Origin of the sequence: Saccharothrix texasensis, from assembly GCF_003752005.1 — a bacterium.
Lineage (GTDB): Bacteria > Actinomycetota > Actinomycetes > Mycobacteriales > Pseudonocardiaceae > Actinosynnema > Actinosynnema texasense.
The window spans coordinates 8,263,816-8,285,535 of sequence record NZ_RJKM01000001.1 but is presented as its reverse complement, the minus strand read 5'-3'; the positions used below and the strand labels follow the sequence as shown (position 1 = coordinate 8,285,535).

General features: G+C 73.6%; 18 protein-coding genes and 1 pseudogene. 9 read left to right on the top strand and 10 right to left on the bottom strand.

Features of this window, described 5'->3' with window-relative positions:
- Positions 1-62: 62 nt before the first annotated feature.
- Complete coding sequence (locus tag EDD40_RS37215) at positions 63-920, top strand: alpha/beta fold hydrolase (RefSeq protein WP_123747030.1); 858 nt, start codon at positions 63-65, stop codon at positions 918-920.
- Positions 921-950: 30 nt separating this feature from the next.
- Here the strand turns inward: EDD40_RS37215 and EDD40_RS37210 are convergent, their stop codons facing one another.
- The 6 genes from EDD40_RS37210 to EDD40_RS37185 are packed head-to-tail and all read right to left on the bottom strand — an operon-like array spanning position 951 to position 7,298.
- Positions 951-2,609 carry a glycoside hydrolase family 43 protein gene (locus tag EDD40_RS37210; RefSeq protein WP_123747029.1) on the bottom strand — a complete coding sequence of 553 codons (1,659 nt, stop codon included), beginning with the start codon at positions 2,607-2,609 and terminating at the stop codon, positions 951-953.
- A gap of 38 nt (positions 2,610-2,647) precedes the next feature.
- Positions 2,648-3,322, bottom strand: a complete 675-nt coding sequence (locus EDD40_RS37205) for an RraA family protein (protein ID WP_123747028.1) — start codon at positions 3,320-3,322, stop codon at positions 2,648-2,650.
- Positions 3,319-4,674 carry a hypothetical protein gene (locus EDD40_RS37200; RefSeq protein WP_123747027.1) on the bottom strand — a complete coding sequence of 452 codons (1,356 nt, stop codon included), beginning with the start codon at positions 4,672-4,674 and terminating at the stop codon, positions 3,319-3,321. Before EDD40_RS37200 ends, EDD40_RS37205 begins: the two co-directional genes overlap by 4 nt.
- A complete protein-coding gene (locus EDD40_RS37195) occupies positions 4,674-5,615 on the bottom strand; it encodes an aminotransferase class IV (RefSeq protein ID WP_123747026.1) in 942 nt (313 codons plus the stop codon). Before EDD40_RS37195 ends, EDD40_RS37200 begins: the two co-directional genes overlap by 1 nt.
- Positions 5,612-6,364: an iron-containing redox enzyme family protein gene (locus tag EDD40_RS37190; protein WP_123747025.1), complete on the bottom strand. Its 753-nt coding sequence runs from the start codon at positions 6,362-6,364 to the stop codon at positions 5,612-5,614. The genes EDD40_RS37195 and EDD40_RS37190 overlap by 4 nt, the downstream gene beginning before the upstream one ends.
- Positions 6,357-7,298 (bottom strand): beta/alpha barrel domain-containing protein, encoded by a 942-nt coding sequence (locus EDD40_RS37185; protein ID WP_170185346.1) that lies wholly within the window; start codon positions 7,296-7,298, stop codon positions 6,357-6,359. Before EDD40_RS37185 ends, EDD40_RS37190 begins: the two co-directional genes overlap by 8 nt.
- A 373-nt stretch (positions 7,299-7,671) precedes the next feature.
- On the opposite strand from EDD40_RS37185, the gene EDD40_RS37180 reads away from it, so the two are divergent.
- From EDD40_RS37180 to EDD40_RS37175, 3 genes are read left to right on the top strand one after another with little or no spacing between them, the layout of a single operon-like run.
- Positions 7,672-8,793, top strand: coding sequence for a cytochrome P450 (locus EDD40_RS37180; protein ID WP_170185345.1), 1,122 nt, complete (start codon positions 7,672-7,674; stop codon positions 8,791-8,793).
- 2 nt (positions 8,794-8,795) lie between these two features.
- Entirely contained in the window at positions 8,796-8,885 is a 90-nt protein-coding gene (locus EDD40_RS44980; protein ID WP_459178536.1) for a hyalucidin A family RiPP precursor, read from the top strand.
- 53 nt (positions 8,886-8,938) lie between these two features.
- Positions 8,939-10,186 (top strand): cytochrome P450, encoded by a 1,248-nt coding sequence (locus tag EDD40_RS37175; RefSeq protein ID WP_123747022.1) that lies wholly within the window; start codon positions 8,939-8,941, stop codon positions 10,184-10,186.
- Positions 10,187-10,231: 45 nt separating this feature from the next.
- Here EDD40_RS37175 and EDD40_RS37170 read toward each other — a convergent pair whose 3' ends face one another.
- Positions 10,232-12,337: an ATP-binding protein gene (locus tag EDD40_RS37170; RefSeq protein ID WP_123747021.1), complete on the bottom strand. Its 2,106-nt coding sequence runs from the start codon at positions 12,335-12,337 to the stop codon at positions 10,232-10,234.
- A 192-nt stretch (positions 12,338-12,529) separates the two neighbouring features.
- On the opposite strand from EDD40_RS37170, the gene EDD40_RS37165 reads away from it, so the two are divergent.
- The 4 genes from EDD40_RS37165 (at position 12,530) to EDD40_RS42170 (ending at position 17,764) form a co-directional block, all read left to right on the top strand.
- Positions 12,530-12,841 carry a trypco2 family protein gene (locus EDD40_RS37165; protein ID WP_123747020.1) on the top strand — a complete coding sequence of 104 codons (312 nt, stop codon included), beginning with the start codon at positions 12,530-12,532 and terminating at the stop codon, positions 12,839-12,841.
- A 9-nt stretch (positions 12,842-12,850) separates the two neighbouring features.
- Positions 12,851-16,789, top strand: a complete 3,939-nt coding sequence (locus tag EDD40_RS44535) for a trypsin-like peptidase domain-containing protein (RefSeq protein WP_123747019.1) — start codon at positions 12,851-12,853, stop codon at positions 16,787-16,789.
- 4 nt (positions 16,790-16,793) lie between these two features.
- Positions 16,794-17,261, top strand: coding sequence for a DUF4913 domain-containing protein (locus tag EDD40_RS37155; RefSeq protein WP_123747018.1), 468 nt, complete (start codon positions 16,794-16,796; stop codon positions 17,259-17,261).
- Between the two features lie 86 nt (positions 17,262-17,347).
- Positions 17,348-17,764: a DUF3592 domain-containing protein gene (locus EDD40_RS42170; protein WP_170185344.1), complete on the top strand. Its 417-nt coding sequence runs from the start codon at positions 17,348-17,350 to the stop codon at positions 17,762-17,764.
- Positions 17,765-17,791: 27 nt separating this feature from the next.
- Here the strand turns inward: EDD40_RS42170 and EDD40_RS44530 are convergent, their stop codons facing one another.
- On the bottom strand, positions 17,792-18,322 hold the full coding sequence (locus EDD40_RS44530; RefSeq protein WP_123747016.1) for a TOBE domain-containing protein: 531 nt from the start codon (positions 18,320-18,322) through the stop codon (positions 17,792-17,794).
- 202 nt (positions 18,323-18,524) lie between these two features.
- On the opposite strand from EDD40_RS44530, the gene EDD40_RS37140 reads away from it, so the two are divergent.
- The gene (locus tag EDD40_RS37140) at positions 18,525-19,598 is read left to right on the top strand and encodes an alpha-hydroxy acid oxidase (RefSeq protein ID WP_123747015.1); all 1,074 of its coding nucleotides are present in this window, start codon (positions 18,525-18,527) and stop codon (positions 19,596-19,598) included.
- Positions 19,599-19,634: 36 nt separating this feature from the next.
- Here the strand turns inward: EDD40_RS37140 and EDD40_RS42910 are convergent.
- A pseudogene (locus EDD40_RS42910) lies at positions 19,635-20,096 on the bottom strand (ABC transporter permease); the annotation flags it as partial.
- A 316-nt stretch (positions 20,097-20,412) separates the two neighbouring features.
- On the bottom strand, positions 20,413-21,465 hold the full coding sequence (locus EDD40_RS37130) for an ATP-binding cassette domain-containing protein (RefSeq protein WP_123747014.1): 1,053 nt from the start codon (positions 21,463-21,465) through the stop codon (positions 20,413-20,415).
- Positions 21,466-21,720: the final 255 nt, after the last annotated feature.

Sequence of the window (21,720 nt, the reverse complement as noted above, 5' to 3'; positions counted from 1 at the left end):
CGGGTTCGACGGCCGCAACACCGGCACGGCCGGAGCGCTCACCCCTGAACGGCGGAACACCCATGCGAGATCACGCTGCCGGCGGCGAGGCACGAATCGTCCCCGTCAACGACGTCGAGCTCTGCTACGAGACCTTCGGCGACTCGAACCGGCCCGTGCTGCTGCTGATCATGGGCCTGGGGTTCCAGCTCGTGCACTGGCCCGACGAGTTCTGCCGGCGGCTCGCCGAGCACGGCTTCTTCGTCGTCCGGTTCGACAACCGCGACGCCGGCCGCTCCACCCACCTGCCCGGGGCCACCTACGCGCTGGCCGACCTGGCCGCCGACACCGTCGGGCTGCTCGACGCGCTCGGCGCGAGCCGCGCCCACCTGGTCGGAGCGTCGATGGGTGGGATGATCGCCCAGGTCACGGCCGCGCTGCACCCCTCGCGGGTGCTGAGCCTGGCATCGCTCATGTCCACCACCGGCCGCCGCGGCAAGGGTCGCACCTCCCCGTGGCTGCTCCGCCACCTGTTCTCCAGGGGCGCCCGCACCGAGCAGCAGGCCGTCGAGCGGCGGGTGCGGCTGTTCGGCACCATCGGCTCCCCCGGCTTCGAGCAGGACGTCGACGAGATCAGGCGGGCGACCGCGCTCTCGTTCCGCCGCGACCCGGACCACCGGGGAGGCAGGCGCCGGCAGTACCAGGCGGTGCGCGCGGCGGGCGACCGGACCGACCAGCTCGCGCGGATCACCGCTCCGACGGTCGTCATCCACGGGACGGCGGACCGCATGTGCCACCACTCAGGCGGCGAGGCGACCGCGGCCGCGATCCGCGACGCCCGGCTCCTGCTCATCCCCGGCATGGGGCACGACCTCCCGCCCGGCGCGTGGCCGACGATCATCGACGCGATCGTCGAGAACGCCCGCCGCGCCCGGTCCTGACCGGCCCCTCGGAGGAGGCCGCGCCACCGCTCAGCGGCGCACCACCACGGGGATCGTGACCTGGACGGGGACGGTGCCGTGAGGTCCGGTGTCGGCCACGTCGCGGTAGCCGCCGTCGGCCCGCCGGCGCTGGTAGACGACGGTGAGCAGCGCCGGGCGGTGGCCGGTGGGGGTGACGGTGACCCGGTCGCCCCGCACGGTGACGGTGCCCGCGTCGGCGGGCCGCAGCACCGCGCGGACGCGGTTCTGCGGGTTCGTCAGGTCGAAACCGGCCCCGCGAGCGCTCCGGACGTCGACCGCCGTGGTCGCGGAGCCGTCCGCGCGCGGGCGCAGCACGGGGTCGTCGGCCCGCAGCCGCAGCGGTCCGACGCCCGATGGCAGCGGCTCGTCGGAGGTGGACGCGTCGATCGAGAGGCCGTCGCCGAGGTGCAGGCGCGAGGTGTACAGGGCCCGGGAGGACGTGGTGGACGGCCGCCCGTGGTGGACGTAGTAGAGCTGCGTGCCGTCCGGTGAGCCGATGACGCTGCCGTGCCCGGTCGAGTACAGGCCCTGGGCGGGGTCCTGGGACAGCACCGGGTTCGCGGCGCTCTTGCGCCAGGGGCCGAGCGGGCTGCCGGCCGTCGCGTAGCCGACGCCGTAGAACTCGTTCTCGTAGTTGTTGGCCGAGTAGGTCAGGTAGTAGCGGGGGTTACCGCTCGCGTCCACGGTCCTGACGGTGGTCGAGCCCTCCGCCCACCGCCGGTCCTTCTTCGCGCCGCCCGAGCCCGCGTGGTCGTGGACGTGCGCGTTCTCCCACTCCTGCGGGTCGGAACCGTAGTCCAGGACCGGGACGTAGCCGTCCTTGCGGACGCCGGGAAGGTCGCCCGGCGCCCGGTTGCGGTCGCGGTACTCGGGCGCGATCGCCGGCATGGTGCGGCCGGTGGGGTCGCGCCACCAGTCGCCGGTCAGCTCGACGGCGTAGATGTTGGACTCCTCGACGTACTTGCCGAGGTCGTGGTCCCACACCCAGTTGCGGTAGGCGTTGCGGGAGAAGTAGAGGTAGATCCGGCCGTCCGCGTCGAAGAAGACGTTCGGGTCGATGTAGGGGATGTAGGTGCCGAGCGGGGCGGTCCGGCCTTCCGCCAGGGTGGCCGGCGGCTTCTTCTGCGCCGCGTCCATGATCAGGTTGACGTCGTGGTACGCCGGGTCGTACGGGTGGTAGTCCAGCGGCGCCTCGGCGATGTCGCGGAACGGTCCCGCGGGTGAGCGGGACACCGCGACGCCCACCTTGCACGGCTCCTCGAAGTCGGCGTGCCCGAAGTGCTCGGCCACGCCGCGGTTCATCCTGGCCGCGTAGAACAGGAAGTACAGGCCGGTCACCGGGTTGTGGTAGACCTCGGGCGCCCAGAACCAGTCGTGCGCCCAGTCGCCGTCCTGGCCGGCCCGCAGCGCGCCGCCAGGCAGGTGCTCCCAGGTGGCGAGGTCGGGCGAGCGGTAGACGGCGAAGTGGTAGCCGGGGTCGGCGCCTTCCGTGGAGTAGGCGTAGTAGTGGCCGCTGGGACCGTCGAACAGCACGAACGGGTCCGCTCCGGGGGTGTCGGCGGCGTTGTGGAAGGTCGCGTCGGTCGACCGGGCCGGGTGGGCCGGGGCGGGGACGGGCACGAGCAGCAGGGTGGCGAACACGGCGACGAGCAGGGCGGTGAGTCGCATACCCGCCATCCTGCCGCGTGGCGGCTCGACGAGGCCGGTCACGACGTCGCCTCCGTGGTCCGCCGCGCGACGTCGTGGTACCCGTGGTCGGCTCGTGCGACCCGCAGCGGCACTCCCGCCCGCACCGCGGTGAGGACCCCGGCCTCCACCTCGGCCACCCTGGTCGCGGTGGCGACCACCTCGGCCACGAGGCCGGCCGGCACGACGACGACACCGCTCCCGTCGGCCGTGACGAGGTCGCCGGGGCGCACGGTGATCCGGTCGTCCTCCGCGCCGATGGTCACCGGCTGCTGCGCGGCCACCATGCGCACGCGGTTCTTGCCGGATCGCATGAACGCGCCGCGCGCCCACACCGGGTAGCCGAGCGCGCGGATGCCGTCGACGTCGCGGCAGTAGCCGTCGATCACGGTCCCGGCGATGCCCCTGGCCACCGCGACCTCGGTCAGGATGTCGCCCCACACCGTGCAGTGCGGGCCGCCGTTGGCGAGCACGACGACCGAGCCGGGCGGCACGTCGTCGAGGTAGTCCGCGGCGGCGGCGCGCTCGCCCTCGGCCACCGGCTCGAAGGCGACGGTGAACGCGGGACCGGCCACCGTGCCCGAGCCGGATTGGCGGGTGGCGCCCCACAGCGCGCCCGACACGCCGAGGACGTCCAGCGCGTCGCTGACCGCCGACGTGCCGAAGTCCGCGAGCCCGCGGCCGATGTCGGTCATGAGCCGCCGCCGATCACGTGCACAGCCAACTTCCGGCCCCCCTGAAAGATGTTGATCTTCGCGTGGCGGCTCGCCTTGGACCCGAAGCCCGCCACCCGGCCGCCGAACAGGTACGCGTCCAAGCTGATCGGCATGGCCTGCACCTGAGCCGATCCGGCCTCGACGACCGGGTAGCCGGTCGGCGCCACCCGCCGCTGCACGAGGTGACCGGCGCGCAGCCCGGCGGCGACGGCCTCGCGCCACGCGTCCGGAGCGCAGTCGTGGCCGATGGTCACGCCGTCGCCCCTGATGTCGTAGTGCCGCTTGAGCACGAACTCGCGCGGGTCGGCGAGCAGCCGGTCGGCCAGCGGGCGGCCGTCGTCGTCGACGGCCGCCGGGGTGAGCTTGCGCGACCAGGGCAGCAGCTCGGCGACCAGCTCCCGTTCCGCGGGGGTGAGCAGCTCGGCGAACCCGGGCTGCTGCACGAGCGCCAGCGTCAGCTTGTTCTCCGCGACGTACCGCGCGCCGAACGGGTTCACGTGCACCAGCGCGGTGTCCCGCACGGCGCGTTCCCACCGGTCGACGAAGGCCGGGTCGCCGCGGTACGCCGCCCAGGACACCGTGTTGACCTTGTTCCAGCACAGGTCGGCGGGCCGGCCGGCGAACCGCGCCCGGTCGCCGTCGACCTCGATCGCGCGCGGGTCGGCGAGGAACGCGTCCACGCCGGCGGCGCGCAGGCACCGCACCAGCTCGACGCTCTCCGCGTTCGGGGCGCCCGCGGGCTGGAGGACCGCGATGTGCGACGGGTCGGCGCAGCGGCCCGCGTCCCGTTCGGCGGCGGCCCTGGCGGCGGCCCGCAGCGCGTCGAGGAAGCGGTGCTCGCCGGTGTAGGTCAGCCCGCCCGGCGAACTCGACCGGATGCGCGCGACCAGGTCGTTGATCCGCGCGGTGAACAGGGTGCCCGCGGGCGAGTCGGCGTTGTTCTCCAACACCCGCAGCCGCTCCGAACCCGCCTCCAGGTAGCCGTCGAGCCGGCACACCCACGGCGCGTCGCCCACCGCGCGATCGGCGGCGATCAACCGGTCGGCGGCCGGGTCGAGCCCGTAGAAGTCCCGCACGTCCTGCCGCGTCCGGTACAGGGCGACGACCTTGCCGAGCAGCTCGACGTAGCGCGCCAGCAGCGGGGCGAGCCGTTCGGCCTGCTCGGCGCGGACCAGCACGGGGACCGGCGAGAGCGGGAACTCCTTGTTCCGGAACACCGGCCCGGCGGCCACCGCCCGCTCGGTGGCCCGGCGGGTGTCCGCCGGGCGCGCCACGGCGGCGTGGGTGGCGAGCAGGGCCGCCGGCCAGTCGATCAGACCGGTGACGCCCACTACCGGCCACCCGTCAGGCCGAGGTCGACACCGGTCGGCGCGGTGGCGCCGCGCGCCTGCGCGAAGTACGCGTCCACCAAGGCCTTCGTGACCGGACCCGGCGACCCGCCGGACAGGCGCACGCCCGCGACCTCGCGCACCGGACCGAACTCGAGGCCCGTCCCGCACAGGAAGACCTCGTCGGCCGCGGTGAGCCGCTCCTCGGTGACCGCGTCCTCGACGGCCTCGTGGCCGAGCGAGGGGGCGGTCGCCAGCACCCACGCCCGCGTGACACCGGGCAGGACGTGGTCGGAAAGCCTCGGTGTGACGACGCGTCCACCCTCGACGAGGAACGCGGTGGCCGTCGGAGCCTCGCTGATCACCCCGTCGGCGGTGCGCAGCACGCACGAGTCGTAGCCGTCGCGCCGGGCCTGCGCGAGCGCGAGACGCGGTCCGGCGTACGCGGAGATGTTCTTGGCGGCGCTGGGGAACACCGCGTCCGACGGCCGCTGCCACGCGCTGATGCCGAGTCTCATGCCCTCGTGGTCACCCGGCCGGCGCTTGCGGCCCGCCCGCGTGATCGTGACCGTCAGCGCGGTCACGGCGGCCTCGTCGATGCCGCCGCTGTTGGCCGCGCTCGCCGCGACCCGGACGTAGCCGTCCTCGTCGATCCCCTGCGCGGCGACCAGCTCGTCGATGATCGCGGGCACGTCGGCCGCGCAGCCCTCGTCGAGACCCATGAGCCGGCAGGAGTTGCGCAGCCGGTCGAGGTGCGGCCGGAGCAGCCACGGCGCGACGCCACCGCGGTCCTGCCGGTACAGCCGGATGCCCTCGAACACCGAGATGCCGTAGCGCAACGCGATGCTGCCGACCGGCAACGTCGCCTCGTCGCGCGGCACGAGCGCGCCCCGGTGGTGGGCCAGCGGCCAGACCACCGGGCCGTCGGCGGGCAGGCCCGTCATGCGGTGTGGCGGAACACCGGCTCCGCCGGGTCGTACGCCGTCCGCAGGATCATGTCGAAGTGGCGGTGCCGCAGCTCCAGCGCGTCGGCCAGCGCGGTGATCGCGCCCTGCCGCAGCTCGGGGGTGTCGCAGTAGCGGCGGAGCAGCTCGCGCGCGGCGGCGGCGTGCTCGTCCTCCAGTTCGCTGACGGCGTCCTCGCCCTCGTCCGCCGAGGCGTGGTGCACGAAGAACTCGTACCCCTTCTCCGGCAGGCCGTAGACGTCGCGCATCACCGAGAGCATGCTCTTGCCGCCCTGGTCCACGATCGGCGGCTGGCCTTCCATCAGCAGCAGCACCGACGCGACGCCCTGGGTGAAGTGGGCGCCGGTGTTGCAGACCCGCACGTTGTGCTCGACGACCGCCGCCGTCTCCGGCACGACCGGCGCGTGGGCCAGTTCGTCGGCGGTGACCCCGACGGCGGCGCCGAAGTCGGCGAAGGTGTCCAGGTGGCGGCCGGAGCCCGACAGCCCGCCGGTCTCCTCCTCGTAGATGTTCTCCACGAGCAGCACGCGCAGCCGGTGGTCCTCGACCCGGGAGGCGATGCCCAGGATGTTGCGGGTCCAGAAGCTCTTGATCGGCCAGCGGTGCAGCACGAAGTCGTGCAGCAGCCTCCGGGTGGCCTTGCCCGCGAGGATCGTCCGGTAGAGCTCGCTGGTCATCTTCTTCCGCGCGCCGATCATCCGGTCGAGCTCGGCGACGAAGTCACTCATCGGCACCTCCGTTGTGGTCGGTGGGGTCGGACGGCGGTCGCCCTCGGCCGGTCAGCGCCAGGATCGTCGCGTCGAGCCCGTCGGTCGCGACCAGGTCGGAGAAGTGGGCCGAGCCGTCCAGGTTCACGTCGAGCAGCCCGCTGACCACGGTCTTCGCCGCGCCGTCGGCGATCATCCGCAACTGGGTGGCCAAGGTGGTGCGGTCGGCGGCGATCGGGTCGAGCCGCAGCTCCGCGCCGTGCCGCACGATCAGGTGCGCGACGATGACCTCCAGCCGCAGGTTGCCGCCGCCCTTGCCGATGCCCGCGATCGACGCGTCCACCGCGGTCGCGCCCGCCGCCATCGCGGTCGTCGCGTTGACGAACGCCAGCCCGAGGTTGTCGTGGGCGTGGAAGCCCACCGGGACGGGGCTCGCGGCGACCGCCGCGCCCACCCGCTCGGCCACCGAGCCGGGATCGAGGCTGCCGTTGGAGTCGGCGAGGTAGACGATGTGCGCGCCGGCGTCCGCGCAGTCCTTGGCGGCCACCGCGATCGACTCGGGATCGCGCTCGCTGACCCGCGTCAGGTTCATCGTCACGTCCAGGCCCGCTCCGCGTGCCGCCGCCACGTAGGGCTCCGCCGCCTGGACCGATCCGCCCGGGACGAGCACCCGCACCATCGACACGCCCCGGTCGGGCAGTTCGGCGATGCGGTCGACCGGCGCCTCGCCGGGACGCACCATCACGGCGAGGCCCGGTCGCCCGGCCACGCGCGCGAGCGCGTCGAGGTAGGCGGGCGGGCAGCTGGCCGTCGGCCGGCTCGGCTCGTGCCGGTGCCGCAGGTACCCGATCTCCGCGTACGGCACACCGGCGGCCCCGACCGCGCGCACGATCGACTCGGCTTCACGCGTGGTCCAGCCGTGGTCGTTGAAATAACCGCCATCGCGCAGGGTCACGTCGAGAAGAATGGGCGTGGAATTCACGTCGACCGCGCGGTCCGACAGCGGGATAAACCTTCGGCGGAGAAGAGCAAAATCAACCGTCCCCTCGGTTTATCGCCCGATGGCCGACTTCAGCCTAACCGGAGGGTCAGCCAGGTGGCAACCGCTGGTCACACCATCCGCGACGACTGATCCGATTGCCGTATCAGCCGATGCGCCACAGCGTTCTGGCAATTCGGCACCCATGTCACACCACGCACGACCACGGCTGATGCGCGAAACGCGGTCGTCGCGCCAAGAGACCCGACCATTCGGTGGCTTGCCTCGGCGGCCCGCGCGGCGCGAAGCTGCTGTGGTCCGCGTGAAACCGGCCGGGCGGGGCGAACAAGTGGACGAACTGGAGACGCTCGACGAGCTTCGGGCCCGGCACGGGCCCATCTTCCGGCGCGGGCCGGGCGTGCTCTACGTGGCCGAACCGGCCGAGGCGAAAGCCGTTCTCGCCAACACGGGGTCGCGTTACCGCGAGCATTCGGACTTCTTCCGGACCGGCAACGGCGTCTTCGGGCCGCGTTCGGCGCAGCAGGAGATCGGCCGGGTGGCGCGGAACCTGCTGCGCGATCACTGGGCCGCGCGGTCGGACCGGCTGGCGGCGACCGTCGAGCGGGAGATCGGCCCGGACAGCCGCTGGCCGGACGCGGGGAACCTGCTGCTGTACACGTGCTTCCGCGACGTGCTGACGCCGGAAGGAGACCTGCGCCGGCTCGTCGACCAGGTGGTCCGGCACGCCGTCCTGGCCGGCGCGCGGGACCGGCGGTCGACGTGGTCGCGGGCCGTGCTGCGGCACCGGGTCCGCCGAGCGCTGGTCGCCGAGCTGGCCCTCCGGCGCACCGGGGACGCGCGGGAGCCGGCCGACCTGCTCGACGTCCTGGCCGCCGCGGCGCCGGCCGACTCTTCGCGCACGGCGCAGGCGCGGCTGGCGGAGGTGTTCCTGTCCTTCCTGTTCGCGGTCGCGGGCTCGACGGGGTTCCTGCTGGGCTGGTCGGTGTACCTGCTGGGCGCCCACCCCCGGGCGGGCGGCGACCTGGCCGGTGTGGTGCGCGAGGCGTTGCGGTTGTGGCCGGTGGCCTGGAACTTCGGCCGCTTCCCCGCCGAACCCCACCGGCTGGGCGCAACCGAGGTCACGACGTCGGACGAGGTGGTGGTGTGCGGCTACCTCGTGCACCGGGACAGCCGCTTCTGGCCCGACCCCGACGAGTTCCTGCCGCAGCGGTGGTCGGCGGGCGTGCCGCACGGGGGCGCGGAGGCGTTCATCCCGTTCGGCTGGGGCGCCCACACCTGCGTGGCGGCCGGTTTCGCCGTGCACGTGGTCGAGGACGTCCTGCGAGCGCTGCCGCCGGCCGAGGGGTGGCGGGTCGAGGCCCGCGGGCACCGGCCGCACATCGCGGCCGCGCTCGCCCCACCGGATTTCACCCTGCGCGCGAACGGCGCCCGCACCCGTCGAGGGAGGTGACCATGGCCAAGATCATCCACGCCGCGCTGGTGGCGCTCAACATCCGCAAGAGCGATGCCGAGTACCGCTGGTACGTCTACCACCACATCTGATCGGCGCGGGTGGGGAGCGCGGCCGCGCGCTCCCCACCCCGGGGAGGCACCTGATGACCGGTCACGACGACCCGGACGTGCTGGCGAACCTGCGCGCGCCCAACGCCGAGCACGACGGGGTGTTCCGGCACGGCGGCGGACGGCTGATGGTGTTCGACGCCGACGCGGCGAGCCGGGTCAACGCCGAGAACTTCGCCGACCTGACGCTGCCCGACCGGTTCGTCGACCGGATCCGCGGCCGGCGCAGCCCGGCCGTGTCGTGGCGGCAGGTGCGGTCGCTGTGGCTGTCGCAGATGCGGGTGCTCAGCGGGGAGGACCGGCTGCGCGCGCTGGCCGACCGCATGGCCGCGGTCCTGGACGGCCGCCGCGACCGGCACGTGGACTTCACGTGGCTGGCGCACGAGGTGATGTTCCGCTCCCTGGTCCCCGTCGTGCTCGACGGACTGTCCACAAAGGATCAGGCATGGCTCGGTCGGGACGCGATCGCGAAGCTGACCCGGCTCGACGCGGGCCCCGGCGGCCAGACCCGGCGGCAGCGGTGGCGGTCGGTCCTCGCCCAGCTGCACACCGGTCGGGTGGTGCGCGAGGAGATCCGCCGCCGGGCGCGCGGCGGGCGCGCCCGCGTCGACCTCACCCAGCCGATCGTGGACCGGCTGCTGCCTTCCCTCGGCCCGGACCGGGCGCTGGAGGCGGTGACGACGGTCCTGACCGCGATCGCCGGGCCACCGGGCGCGGTCGCGAGCTGCCTGATGTTCGAGCTGGCGAAACGCCCCGAGTGGGTGGCCACCCTGACGGAGGAGTTCGCGGCCGGCTCCGCCGAGCAGCTGTACCGCACCGGCACCAGGTCCGCGCCGCTCGCGCACCAGTTCGTGAAAGAGGTGCTGCGGATGTGGTCGGCCCCGCTGCTGATGACCCGCAGCGCGCGGGTCCCGCTGACCGTCCGCGGCCACCGGCTCGCCCCGGGCGGGCACTACCTGGTGAGCCCGTACCTGGTCAACCACGACGAGCGGCACTGGTCCGACCCGGACACGTTCGACCCGCACCGGTGGTCGGCCGGGGCGACCCCCCGTCCCCCCGGCGGGCACCACCACGTGCCGTTCGGCTGGGCGCCCACCTCGTGCATCGGCGCCGGCCTGGGCACCACCCAGCTGGTGCTGCTGACCCACCTGCTGTGCACCCGCTTCCGCCTGGAGCCGCGCTCCCCCGACACCGCCCGGGTCTCCCTGGGCTCCGTGCCGCGGCCGCTGGACTTCGACGGATGGGTCCGCGCTCGCGGTCCCTCCGAGCCGAGATCCGCGTAGCGCGGACCGATCACGGCCGGGACCGCGCACGTCGGCCTCGACCTGTCAACCCGACAGCCGACCGCGGAGGGTTTCCGCACGCGGGTCACCGAGCAGCTCGTACAAGTCGATGGCGGCCTGCCACCGGGCGGCCGCTTCTTCCGGTTCTCCGAGTTCGTCGAGGCTGTCGCCCAGCAACTCGTACGACACCGCCTTACCCGGCCAGTAGTCGACCGCGGTCAGGATCTCCAGCGCTTGCGCGGCGTCCCTGCCGGCCTGCTCGAAGTCGCCCATGGCGAGGCGCACCGCACCGAGGTCGTTCAGAGCTTTGCCGATGTTGCGCTCGTCGTTGTGCGAGCGCCTGATCTCCAGAGCGCGCTGTGCCTCGGTGAGCGCTGCGTCCAGCTCACCGGTCTCGACGTGCGCCCTTGCCAGACCGGACATCGCGGTCGCCTCACCCCAGCTGTCCCCGTCCTCGAGGTGCATCGCCAAGGCCTGCTCGAACAGGTCGATCGCCTCGGCGTGCCGGCCGAGTTGGTGGTAGGCGGCACCGGTGTCGCGCAGTGCCCAAGCGATACCCCAGCGTGTGCCGTCCCGACGCCAGTGCGGCAACGCCGCTTCCAGCCGCTCAAGTGCGCGTTCGGGTCGGCGCAGCCCGATCTCGGCGATGCTCAGGCTGGTGAGCAGCCATGCTTCGGCGGCTGTCTCGCCACGCAGGCGTGCCGACTCGAGACCGATCTCGTGGGTGGTCACCCAGTCCGAGTAGGGCTTGCGGACCAGCAGCAGACCGAACATCAGGACCGCCAACTGCCACGCGAGTTCGTGCTCGCCCGAGTCGGAGGCTTGCTGGACCGCGGCCTTGAGGTTGGGGCGTTCCACATCTCCCCATGCCAGTGCGGAGGCGCGGTCGGGGAACTCGGGAACGGCCGCGCCCGTTTCGGGCAGCGTCACCGGGATCTGGGAGAAGTACGGGATCACGGCGCGCACCGCGGCCTTCGTGGCCTGGGCGTACCAGATCAGCGTGCGACGAATGGCGGCTCGGCGTTCGTCGACCGGCTCGTCGGCTTCCGCGCACTCGCCCGCGTGCAAGCGCAGGAGGTCGTGCATCTGGTAGCGACGGTGGTCCTTCTCGGTCAGGAGGTGCGTCGACGTGAGTTCGGCCAGCACGCGCCGCGCCGGCCCCGGCTCAAGCCCGAGCAGGGCCGCAGCCGCGGCAGCCCCGATGTCACGGCCGGGGAAGAGCCCCAGGAGCCGGTAAGCCCGGGCCACCTGCGGCGCCAGCGATCGGTAGGAGAGCGAGAACACCGGTCGCACGGCGGTCGACTCGTCGCCGGGCGTCACGAGCACATCGAGCCGGTCCCTCTCCTCGGAAAGCTCGTCGACCAGGTCCGAGACCCGTGTCCCCGGGCTGACCAGGAGTTGCGATGCCGCGATGTTGAGTGCCAGCGGGAGATGGCCGCAGTACTCGGCCAGTCGGTCCACCGCCTCCGGCTCGTCCGCCGCACGTCGTCCGATGACCTGGCGCAGCAGTTCGCTCGCCCGGTCCGGTGACAGCACATCCAAGGACATGCAGTGCGCTCCGTTCTGCACGACGAGACCGGCCAACCGGCTGCGGCTGGTCACCAGGACTTTACAGCTCGAGCCTCCGGGCAGGAGGGGACGGACCTGGTCCGGAGCCGAAGCGTCGTCCAGCAATATGAGCATTCGCCGGTTGTGCAGGAGTGACCGGTAGAGCGCCGCACGGGCGTCGACCCCGTCCGGGATGCGCTCCTCCGGGACGCTCAGGGCCTGCAAGACCACACCCAGCGCCTCGTCGGCACCGACAGGCCCTTTCGGGTGATAGCCATGCAAGTCGACGAACAGATCGCCGTCGCCGAAGCGGTCACGCACCCGATGCGCCCAGTGCGTGACCAAGGAAGTCTTGCCCACACCTCCCGTGCCTGCCACGATCTGCACGGCGCCCGGATCGCCCTCTCGGGACTCCAGCCAATCGTCTAATCGACCGAGATATTCGGTACGATTCGTGAAATGGCCGATGTCAGGTGGCAGTTGCCGGGGCGCGGGCAGGCTCCGGGCCGTCTCGTGGAAATGTATCCCGCCATGCACCTGCGCAGCCTGGACCACATTCGTCGCAGATCCGGATAAATGGTTGCCGGAACCGGTTTCGCCCACCTGTCACCCCTGGTGATCCAGAACTTCCGCCTGGGCGGGCAACCTAGTGGATGATGATCACCGAGACCAGGAGCGCGATCTTCCCGGGCACGTGATCCGCGGCCGGACGGCACCGCCCTCCCGAACTCGCCCATGATCCGCTCCCGGGCGGCTACGATACGCCCGAGTGGTGGAATGTTACGGAGGGTGAGCATGGCGTCGGACGGGCACGAGGACGACTGGTTGGACCTGGCGGACGCCATCGACGTGTTGCGGGACCAGCTCTCCCAGGCGCAGCGCCGGGGCAAGGACTCCCCGCTGCGCTTCGTGCTCGGCGAGATCACCGCGGAGTTCGAGATCGAGCTGGTCCGCGCCAAGGGCGGCGGCGGCGGGCTGAAGTTCGGGGTCGTGGAGGCCAGCGCCCGCGGGGAGCGGACGAACCGGTCCACCCAGCGGCTGACCCTGCGCCTGAACCCGCAGCACCGCGACGGCGGGGACGTGGCCGTGGGCGACGACCAGGAGTAGTCCGCCCCGATGGAGCAGGACCAGGTCGTCAAGGTCCACGGCGCCCGTTTCGGCAGTGGCTACCTCATCGCGCCGAGACTCGTGCTGACCTCGTCGCACCTGTTGGCGCCGGGCGCGGACGTCACCGTCTCCGCGCCGGCGTCGGCCCCGGCGGGCGGGCGTTTCGCCGCGGCGGTGCGGTGGGACGGCGGCGCCGCGCTGGACGCCGCTCTCGTGGAGGTCACCGACGCCGACTGGTCGCCGCCCAAGACGCTGCGGGGACACCTCAGCCGCCGCGTGCAGCGGTGGGGTCGGTGCGTGACGGCGGGCAGTCCGGTGCCGGTCGCCGCCCTGGGGTTCCCCCGACAGCAGCGGCAGGACGGCGTCCGGGCCCCGGAGGAGCTGGCCGGGACGGTCAGGCCGCGCGGCCGCGGCGTCCTGGAGATCCTCGACCCGCACAGCCCGTTCGGGCGGGACGAGGACACCGGCACGCCGTGGTCCGGGATGTCGGGTTCGGCCGTTTTCCTGGACGGCGCGGACCTGCTGCTCGGCGTGGTGAAGGAAGACCGCCGACCACGCCACGGCGCGCGGCTGACGGCCGTCACCGCCGAAGACCTGCTCGCCCGTGACGACTTCCGGGCGGTCGTGCGGGCGGCGACCGGCGTCGACCCCCGGCTCGAACCCGCGGAGCTCGCCGACCTGCTGGACCCGGCGACGCCCACGGAGGTGCACTCGCCGGCCATGCTGCTGCGCGCGGACGCCGAGGTGGTGCCGTTCCACGGCAGGGACGAGCTGCTCGACGACCTGGAGCGGTGGTGCCTGGCGGACGGCCCGCCGTCCGCCCGCGTCCTCACCGGCCCGGGAGGGCAGGGCAAGACCCGGCTGGCCCGGCAGCTGATGGCGCGGCTCCGCGCGCACGGCTGGGTGACCGGCGCGGTGCGCGGCGAGCCGGGCGACCTGCGGGCGCTGCGCGCCGTCCAGCACCCGCTGCTCCTGGTCGTCGACTACGCCGAGTCCCGGCCCGAGCTGGTCCGGACGCTGTGGGCGCAGACCAAGCGGGCCGCGCACCCCGTGCGCCTGCTGCCGCTGGCCCGCTCGCTCGGCACCTGGACGGCCAAGGCGACGGGCGACCTGCCCGAGGTCAAGCTGCACGCGCTCAGCCCCGAGCCCGAGGACCGCGACCGCGTGTTCCGGGCCGCGGCACGGGGTTTCGCCCGCCGCCTGGCGGACGGCCTCGGCCGGCCGGACGTCGACTGGCCCGCTCTCGCGGACGCGCTCGCGGTCACCCGCCCCGCCGCGGCGGCGGAAACGGCGCTGACCGTGCAGATGGCGGCCCTGGTCGCGTTGCTGCGCCAGGCGCCGGGCGAGGACCGACGGCCGCTGGAGGCCGAGCTGCTGGAGGAGCACGAGCGCGTCTACTGGTTGGACACCGCCGAGCGGCGGCGCATCGGCGAGCTGGATCCGGGGCTGCTCGACCAAGCCGTGGCGACGGCCGTGCTGTGCCCCGCCGCGGACGAGGACGAGGCCTTCCGGACCATCGCGCGGGTGCTGCCCCACGAACCGCGCTGGCTGGTCGCGGAGGTCACCGGCTGGCTGCGGGACCTGTACCCGCCCGCCGAGGGCCACTACTGGGGCGCGCTGCAACCCGACCGCCTCGGGGAGTACCACGCCTCCCGGCAGGTCCTCCGCCACCCGGGGCTGCTCACCAGGCACTTCGCCGAAGCCCCGGACCACCAGCGGTCGCAGACCCTGACCGTGCTCGCCCGCGCGGCCGTGGCCCACGCCAACGAGCGGCGCGCGGACGACGCGCGCGAGGTGATCGGGCAGCTGCGCGCCGTGCTGCGCGCGGTTCCCGACCACGCACCGCTGACCGCCGCCGTGCTGCGCGCCCACTCGGACGCCCTGCCGGCGAAATCCCACGTGCTGCGCGACTACGCCCTCGACGTGGCCCGTGAGCTGAGCGGCCTCTGCCGCGCGACCGGGGACGACCCGGCGGCGCTGCGCGACCGCGCCTGGGCGTCGCACAACCTGGCCGAGCGGCACCTCGCGGTCGGTGACTGGGCGGACGCGGTGACGGCGGCCGGTGAGGCGGCGGCGATCCGCGAACGGCTCTCCGGCGACGGCGACGTCCCGGCCCACGGTGACGTCCCGGCCCACGGCGACGCCCCGACCCACCGCACGGAGTGGGCCGAGTCGCTGCTCGTGCTGTCGCGGGCGTTGCGCGCCGTCGGGCGGCTGACCGAGTCGTACCGGGCGGGCGAACGGGCCCTCGGCCTGTTCCGCGAGCTGGCGGCGGGGGGAGCGCGGGAGGAGGGCAAGCGCGAGCGCGGCCTGGTGCGCGCGCTCATCGGCCAGGCGCAGGTGGTCTGGCAGCTCGACCCGGAGACGATCGGCTTCGACCAGGTCGCCAGGTCCGACGAGTACACCGACGAGGCCGTCCGGCGGGCGCGCGACCTCGTGGAGCGCGATCCCGACCTGGACCCGCTGCTGCTCACCGACGCGTTGGAGCAGCGGGGCACGAACCTCTGGCGCTTCCAGCGGCTCCCGACGGGTCCGTCGCCGAACGAGGAGGCCGTGGCGACCGCCCGCCGGTTGGCGGGCGAGAACCACGACGCCTACGCCGGCGACCTCGCGAGCACCCTGCTCGGCCTGGCGGTCGAGATCAGCACGGCTTCCCCCGGCGACGGGATCGCGTTGGAGCAGGAGGCGATCGACCTGGTGCGCCCGCTGGCCGCCGACCTCCCCGAGGTCTACCTGCCCGAGCTGGCCGCGATCCTGCACAACCTGGCCTGGGACCGGTTCGACCGGGGGGAGCACGCGGCCGCGCGGGACGCCGTCGAGGAGGCCATCGAGCACCGGCGGGCGCCGGCGGACGACCCGCACCGGCTGGAGGTGCCCCGGCTGGCCGGCTCGATCTACGCGCTCGCCTACTTCGAGGCGGACGCGGGCGACCACGAGGCGGCGGTGCGGCACTTCACCGAGACCTTCGCCCTCTACGCGCGCGCGAAGGTCCCGCTCAGCGCCACCCACCTGAGGAGCCAGTCCGCCACCGCCCTCGCGCTCGCGCAGTCCTACGCGGCCCTCGGTCGCACGACGGACGCGCTGAAGTACGTGTCCCTGGCGGGCAGCATCCGACGTCGACTGCACGAGTACGCCCCGAGCCTGTACTCGGAGGGGTACGCCTACGCCCTGCGCGACCTCGCCGACCTGTACCGCAGGCAGGGCCAACGGATCCCCGAGCGCATCGTGCTGCGCCACGCCCTGCCGATCTACCGCCGGCTGGCCCGCGCCGACGCGTCGGGACGCGTGAAGCTGGCTTCCTGCCTGCAGGACCTCGGCGCCAGCTACGCCGAGGCGTGGTCGACCGCGGACCGGGCGGTCACCGTGCTGCGGGAGGCCTACGACCTGCTAGACGGGCTGCCGGACCGGGACGCGGGGCAGGACGAGCACCTGGCGATGATCTGCGCGGACCTCGCGCAGGCGTTGCTGAAGACGAGCCGCTTCACCGACGCCGTGCGGGTCGCCGAGCACCGGGTGCGGCTGCTCCGCCACCTGTCCGCCGAGGACCCCGACGGCCACGAGTGGCCCCTCTGCTTCGCGCTCCTGCAACTGGCCAGGGGGTTGACCATGGCGGGTTCCCCGGCCGCCGCCTGGCGCACCGCGCTCGAAGCGGAGCGGATCGGCCTGGCGCTGGTCGACCGTCCCGACCGGACGCCGGCCGAGGTCGCGCACCTGCTCTCCTGGCTGGCGCGGACCTTGAGCCTGTGCGGACGGCACGACGTGCGCAAGGCCGCGCGCGCCGTCGAGCCGGCCCGCCGGGCCGCTCGCCACTACCGCCGTCTGGTGGACCGGGATCCCCACGAGCACCAGGCGAGCCTGCGGTGGGCCGTCGACACGCTCGTCACGGCCCTGACCCGGGTCGGCCGGCACGCCGAGGCCGCCGACGTGCAGCTGAGAAGAGGAGCATGAGGCCATGACGGCAGCGCACCCCGACCAGGAGCCGGACGAGTCGGCCGAGGACATCCGGCGGGACGAGGAGAGCGTCGGCCGCCCGGCGGAGCTGTTCTACCCGAACGTCGCCGAGTTCGTCACCGACCGGCTCATCCACTTCATCCCCCGCCCGACACCGGAGTCGGGGCTGGTGTGGTGCTCGAGCTGGTTCAGGCACGCCCAGGCGCTCTCCCGGCTGGACTCCGTGTGGCGCGCGTGGGAGAACCTGCGCTTCGACCCCGCGTTGGGCATGGCGAACTGGTGGACCCACTACGTGGACCCCCACATGCGTGCCCTGATGGACCCGGTGGCCGGCCCGTTCGCCCGCTGCGCCGACGGCCACCGGCCGCACGAGCTGCTGCCGGTCGACCCGATCCCCGACCAGCTCTTCGACGACCAGCGGGACAAGTGGACCTGGCCGCTCGCCGACGACCCGCTCGCCCTCGACTGACGTCCGCGCCGCGTCCGGGCCATGTCACGTTCGGGCGGTGTCACGTTCGGGCGCGGTGCGGCGATGTGGTGTGCGGAGGAGGTGCGGTGGCGAAGTCGCTGAAGTCGCGGGCGGGCCGGGTCGTGGCCGGGGTCGTGCTGGTGGGCGCGGTCAGCGGACTGGTGTTCGTGATCCGGTCCTCGGCCGAGCAGAGGTCCTGGGCGAGCACCGAGGGGACCGTGGTGGAGCGGCTGCGGTCCGGCAAGAGCTTCTCGGTCAAGGTCGAGTACCCCCTCCCGGACGGCACCGAGCAGGTCGCCACCCTGTCCGAGAACGGACCGGCCCGCCACCCGGGCGACCACGTGACGGTCCGCTACGACCTGCGCGACGGCCACGTCGTCGACGCCGCGCTGGCCGACAACGACCAGGCGCACTGGGTGGCGGGCGGCATGTTGGGCGTCCTGGCCCTCGGCTCGCTCTTCGCCACCCTCCTCGCGTGGGCCCCGACCCCGAAACCCGAGTGACCCCGGACCGCCCGAGTGCCGGGCGGTTCAGTCACGGGTCAGCAGGTACGCCCGAGCGGGGTCGACGGTCACGGTGACGGCGGTGCCCTCGGTCAACGCCGTCGACGGGTCCCGGCCGGACTCCGTGACCGTGATCGTGCCCCCCTTCGTCTCGACGTCGTAGTCGGTGGTCGGCCCCCGGAACGTGACGCGGAGGACGACGCCGATGCCGGTTCCGCCGTCGGTGACCGCCGCCGGCCCCATCGTCTCCGGCCGGACCATCAGGTACGCGCGATCGGCGCCGGCCAGGACTTTGGGGTGCGCGGCGACGGTCAACTCCTGACCCAGCGCCGTGACGGTGGCGCGGTTTCCGGTGACGCGCCCCGGCACCACCTCGATGAAGTTCGCCCGGCCGATGAAGTCGGCGACGAACACGCTGGCCGGGCGGGCGTAGATCTCCCCCGGTGTCGCCACCTGCGCCACCTTGCCCTTGTCCATCACCACGACCCGGTCGGACATGCTCATCGCCTCGTCCTGGTCGTGGGTGACGTCGGTCAGTCGCCGGTTCGGCTTCGGCATCCCGACCGAATTCGTCCACTGGGTGACACCGACCAGGGTCCGTCCGGGTGGATTCCGTCATCCTCGGTGATGCGGACACACCCTGACCCACGTGAGGACCCATGAACAGCGACAGCGGACTGCCCACCCCCTTCCGAGCCGGCGCCCCGGCCCGCCACTCGGGCCGCGCGGACGTCGAGCGCGCCGACCACCGCGCGACGTCATGACCGCACCGACCTTCCACTCGGTGGCCGACGCCGAGCGCTTGGCGGCCGAGCGGCTGGCGCCCGATGTCCGGGACTTCGTCTCCGGCGGGGCGGGGGACGAGGTCACGCTCGCCGCCAACCGCGCCGCGTTCGACCGGGTGTCCGTGGTGCCCAGGTCGTTGGTCGACGTGTCCGGGCACGACACCGGCCGTGAGCTGTTCGGCGCGTGGTCGTCGATGCCGCTGGCCATCGCGCCGATGGCGTACCAGCGCCTGGTCCACCCGGACGGGGAGAGCGGGGTCGCGCGGGCGGCCGCGGCGGCGGGTGTGCCGAACGTGCTGTGCATGCTCTCCGCCGAGCCGATCGAGGACGTGGCGGCGGCCGGTGGTCCGCACTGGCTCCAGCTGTACTGGCTCAAGGACCGCCAGGTCGTCGCGGACCTGCTCCGGCGGGCCGAGGGCGTGGGCTGCCGCGCCGTCGTCCTCACCGTCGACGTGCCGCTGATGGGGCGGCGCGTCCGGGACCTGCGCAACGGGTTCGCGCTGCCGCCCGACGTGCGGCCGGTCAACATCGGCGGTGACGTCGGCGAGCGCCGAGCCGGTGATTCGGCGGTGGCCCGGCACACCAGCGCCGTCTTCGACCCGTCCCTGAAGTGGCGCGACCTGGACTGGATCAGGGAGCGCACGCGACTGCCGCTGGTGCTGAAGGGAATCCTGCACCCCGAGGACGCCCGCCGGGCCGTGGAGTCCGGTGTGGACGGTCTGGTGGTCTCGAACCACGGCGGGCGGCAGCTCGACGGCGCGGTGCCCTCCCTCGACGCCCTGCCCGACGTGGTGGACGCCGTGGGCGGCCGGTGCCGGGTGCTGCTGGACAGCGGGGTGCGCACCGGGGTCGACGTCCTGCGGGCGCTGGCGCTGGGCGCGGACGCGGTCCTGCTCGGCCGCCCGGTGCTGTGGGGCCTCGCCGCGGCCGGGCGGCAGGGTGTCGCCGCGGTGCTCGACGTCATCCGGCAGGAGTTCGAGACCGCGCTCCGCCTGGCGGGCTGCCGGGATGTCGAGGACGCGCGCCGGCTCCGCACGGTCAGGGCGTGATCCGCGCCCGCGGGCAGGCGGCGACCTCGGCCGGGCTCACGAGACCTCCCGGTTGAACAGGCGGATGGACCAGCCGACGGCCAGGGCGCAGGCGACGAGCATGACGACGCCGCCCTGCCAGACCGCGGGCGCGGTGAAGTGGCCGGTGAACAGGGCGCGCAGGGCGTCGGTGGCCCAGGCGAACGGGTTCCACAGCGCCACGTTCTGCACCCACAGCGGCGCGAGGGTCAGCGGGATGAGCACGCCGGCGAGCAGCGACACGGGCTGGCCGACGGTGTTGATCAGCACGCCGAGGCTGTTCTCGTTGCGCACCAGCAGGGCGATGGCGTAGGAGATGCAGATGCTGAGCAGGATCACCAGCGACAGCAGGGCGTAGGCCACCACCAGGTCGAGCAGGTTCACGCGCAGCCCGAACGGCAGGGCCGCGACGGTGATGACCGTCGCCTGGAACTCCAGCAGCGCCACGTGCATCAGCGCCCGGCCCAGCAGCAGGCCGGTGCGGCTGACGGGGGGTGACCCGGCAGCGGTCGATGATGCCCGCGCGCAACGAGCTGAGCAGGCCGTAGCCCGCGTACAGGCCGCCGAGCAGGCCCATCGCGACGAACAGGCCGGGCACGTAGACGGCGTAGGCGTCGCCGTAGCTCTCCACGCCGCGGCCCGCCATCGCGACCTTGAGGAAGGGCGCGAACAGCACCAGGAACGTGATCGGCTGGGCCAGTGTCAGCGCGACCACGGTGGGGTTGCGCGCCATGATCCTGGTCTCGAAGGTGAAGATCAGCCAGGTGTCGCGGAGCACTTTCACGCCGGCCGTCCTTCAGTCGTCCAGGGTGCGGCCGGTCTTGGCCAGGAACACGTCGTCCAGGCTGGGCCTGCGGGCCTCGACGGCGTTCGGCTCGATCCCGGCGCGCAGCAGCGCGGCCGTGATGAGGGGGATGGCGGTGGCCGCGCCGTCCACGTACAGGCGCAGGGTCGTGTCGACCGCTTCCACACCGCGCACGTAGCGCTGCGGGGCCAGCACGTCGGCGGCACGGCGCAGCTTGTCGGCGTCGAGCTGCCCCGCCTCGTCGGGGGCCGCCAAACCGACCGTGACGACGTCGCCGGAGATCTCCCGCTTGAGGTCCGAGGGCGTGCCCTCGGCGACGATCAGGCCCCGGTCGATGATGGAGATGCGGTCGCACAACGAGTCGGCCTCGTCGAGGTAGTGGGTGGTGAGGAAGACGGTCATGCCGTTGTCGCGCAACCGCCGCACCTCCCGCCACATGCGCGCCCGGCTGGGCGGGTCCAGGCCCGCGGTGGGCTCGTCGAGGAACATCACCGACGGCTGGTGGATCACCCCCAGCGCGAAGTCGAGCCGCCGGCGCTGCCCGCCGGAGTAGGTGCGGACGCGGCGGTCGGCGAACTCCTCCAGGTCGAACGTCGTGATCGCGGCGGCGGCCAGCTGCTCGGCCTCGGCCTTGCGCCGGCCGTGCATCCGGGCTTGGGCGACGAGTTCCTGCCGCGCCGAGGCGTCGTCGTAGGTGCCGCTGGACTGCGCGACGAACCCGATCACGTCGCGGACGCGCGCGGGCGAGCGCACCAGGTCCACGCCGCCGATGCGGGCGCTGCCGCCGTCCGGGCGGACCAGGGTGGCCAGCATCCGCAGCGTGGTCGACTTGCCCGCGCCGTTCGGCCCGAGGAACCCGAAGATCTCGCCCCGGCGCACCGCGAAGTGCACGTCCCGCACCGCTTCCACGGCTTTGGCCTTGCGCCCGCGCTTGCGGTAGGTCTTGCGCAGGCCGCTCGCCTCGATGACCAGGTCCCGCTCCTCGCCGACGGCCCGGTCCGGCGCGACGGGGTCGCGCGCCGACAGCGTTGGGCGGGTGCTCATCCGCTGAGGCTAGGTTAGCTGCGGTGCAACGACAATCACGCTTTCGGACGCGTCGGCGCACCGCCGCGGGGAGTCATCGGCTTCGGCGCTCCGCCGCGACCGGGTGTCCGCGCGCCATCCGGAGCAGGCGGCCACAGGTGGCGCGGCGGGGTGGGTGGCGCGGCCCGGTCGCGGGCGATCCCGACCAGGTCCACCGGCGGCGGTTCGGGTCTCCGCAGCCCGCGTGGCGGCAAGTCCCCTGCCGGCGGGGGCCGC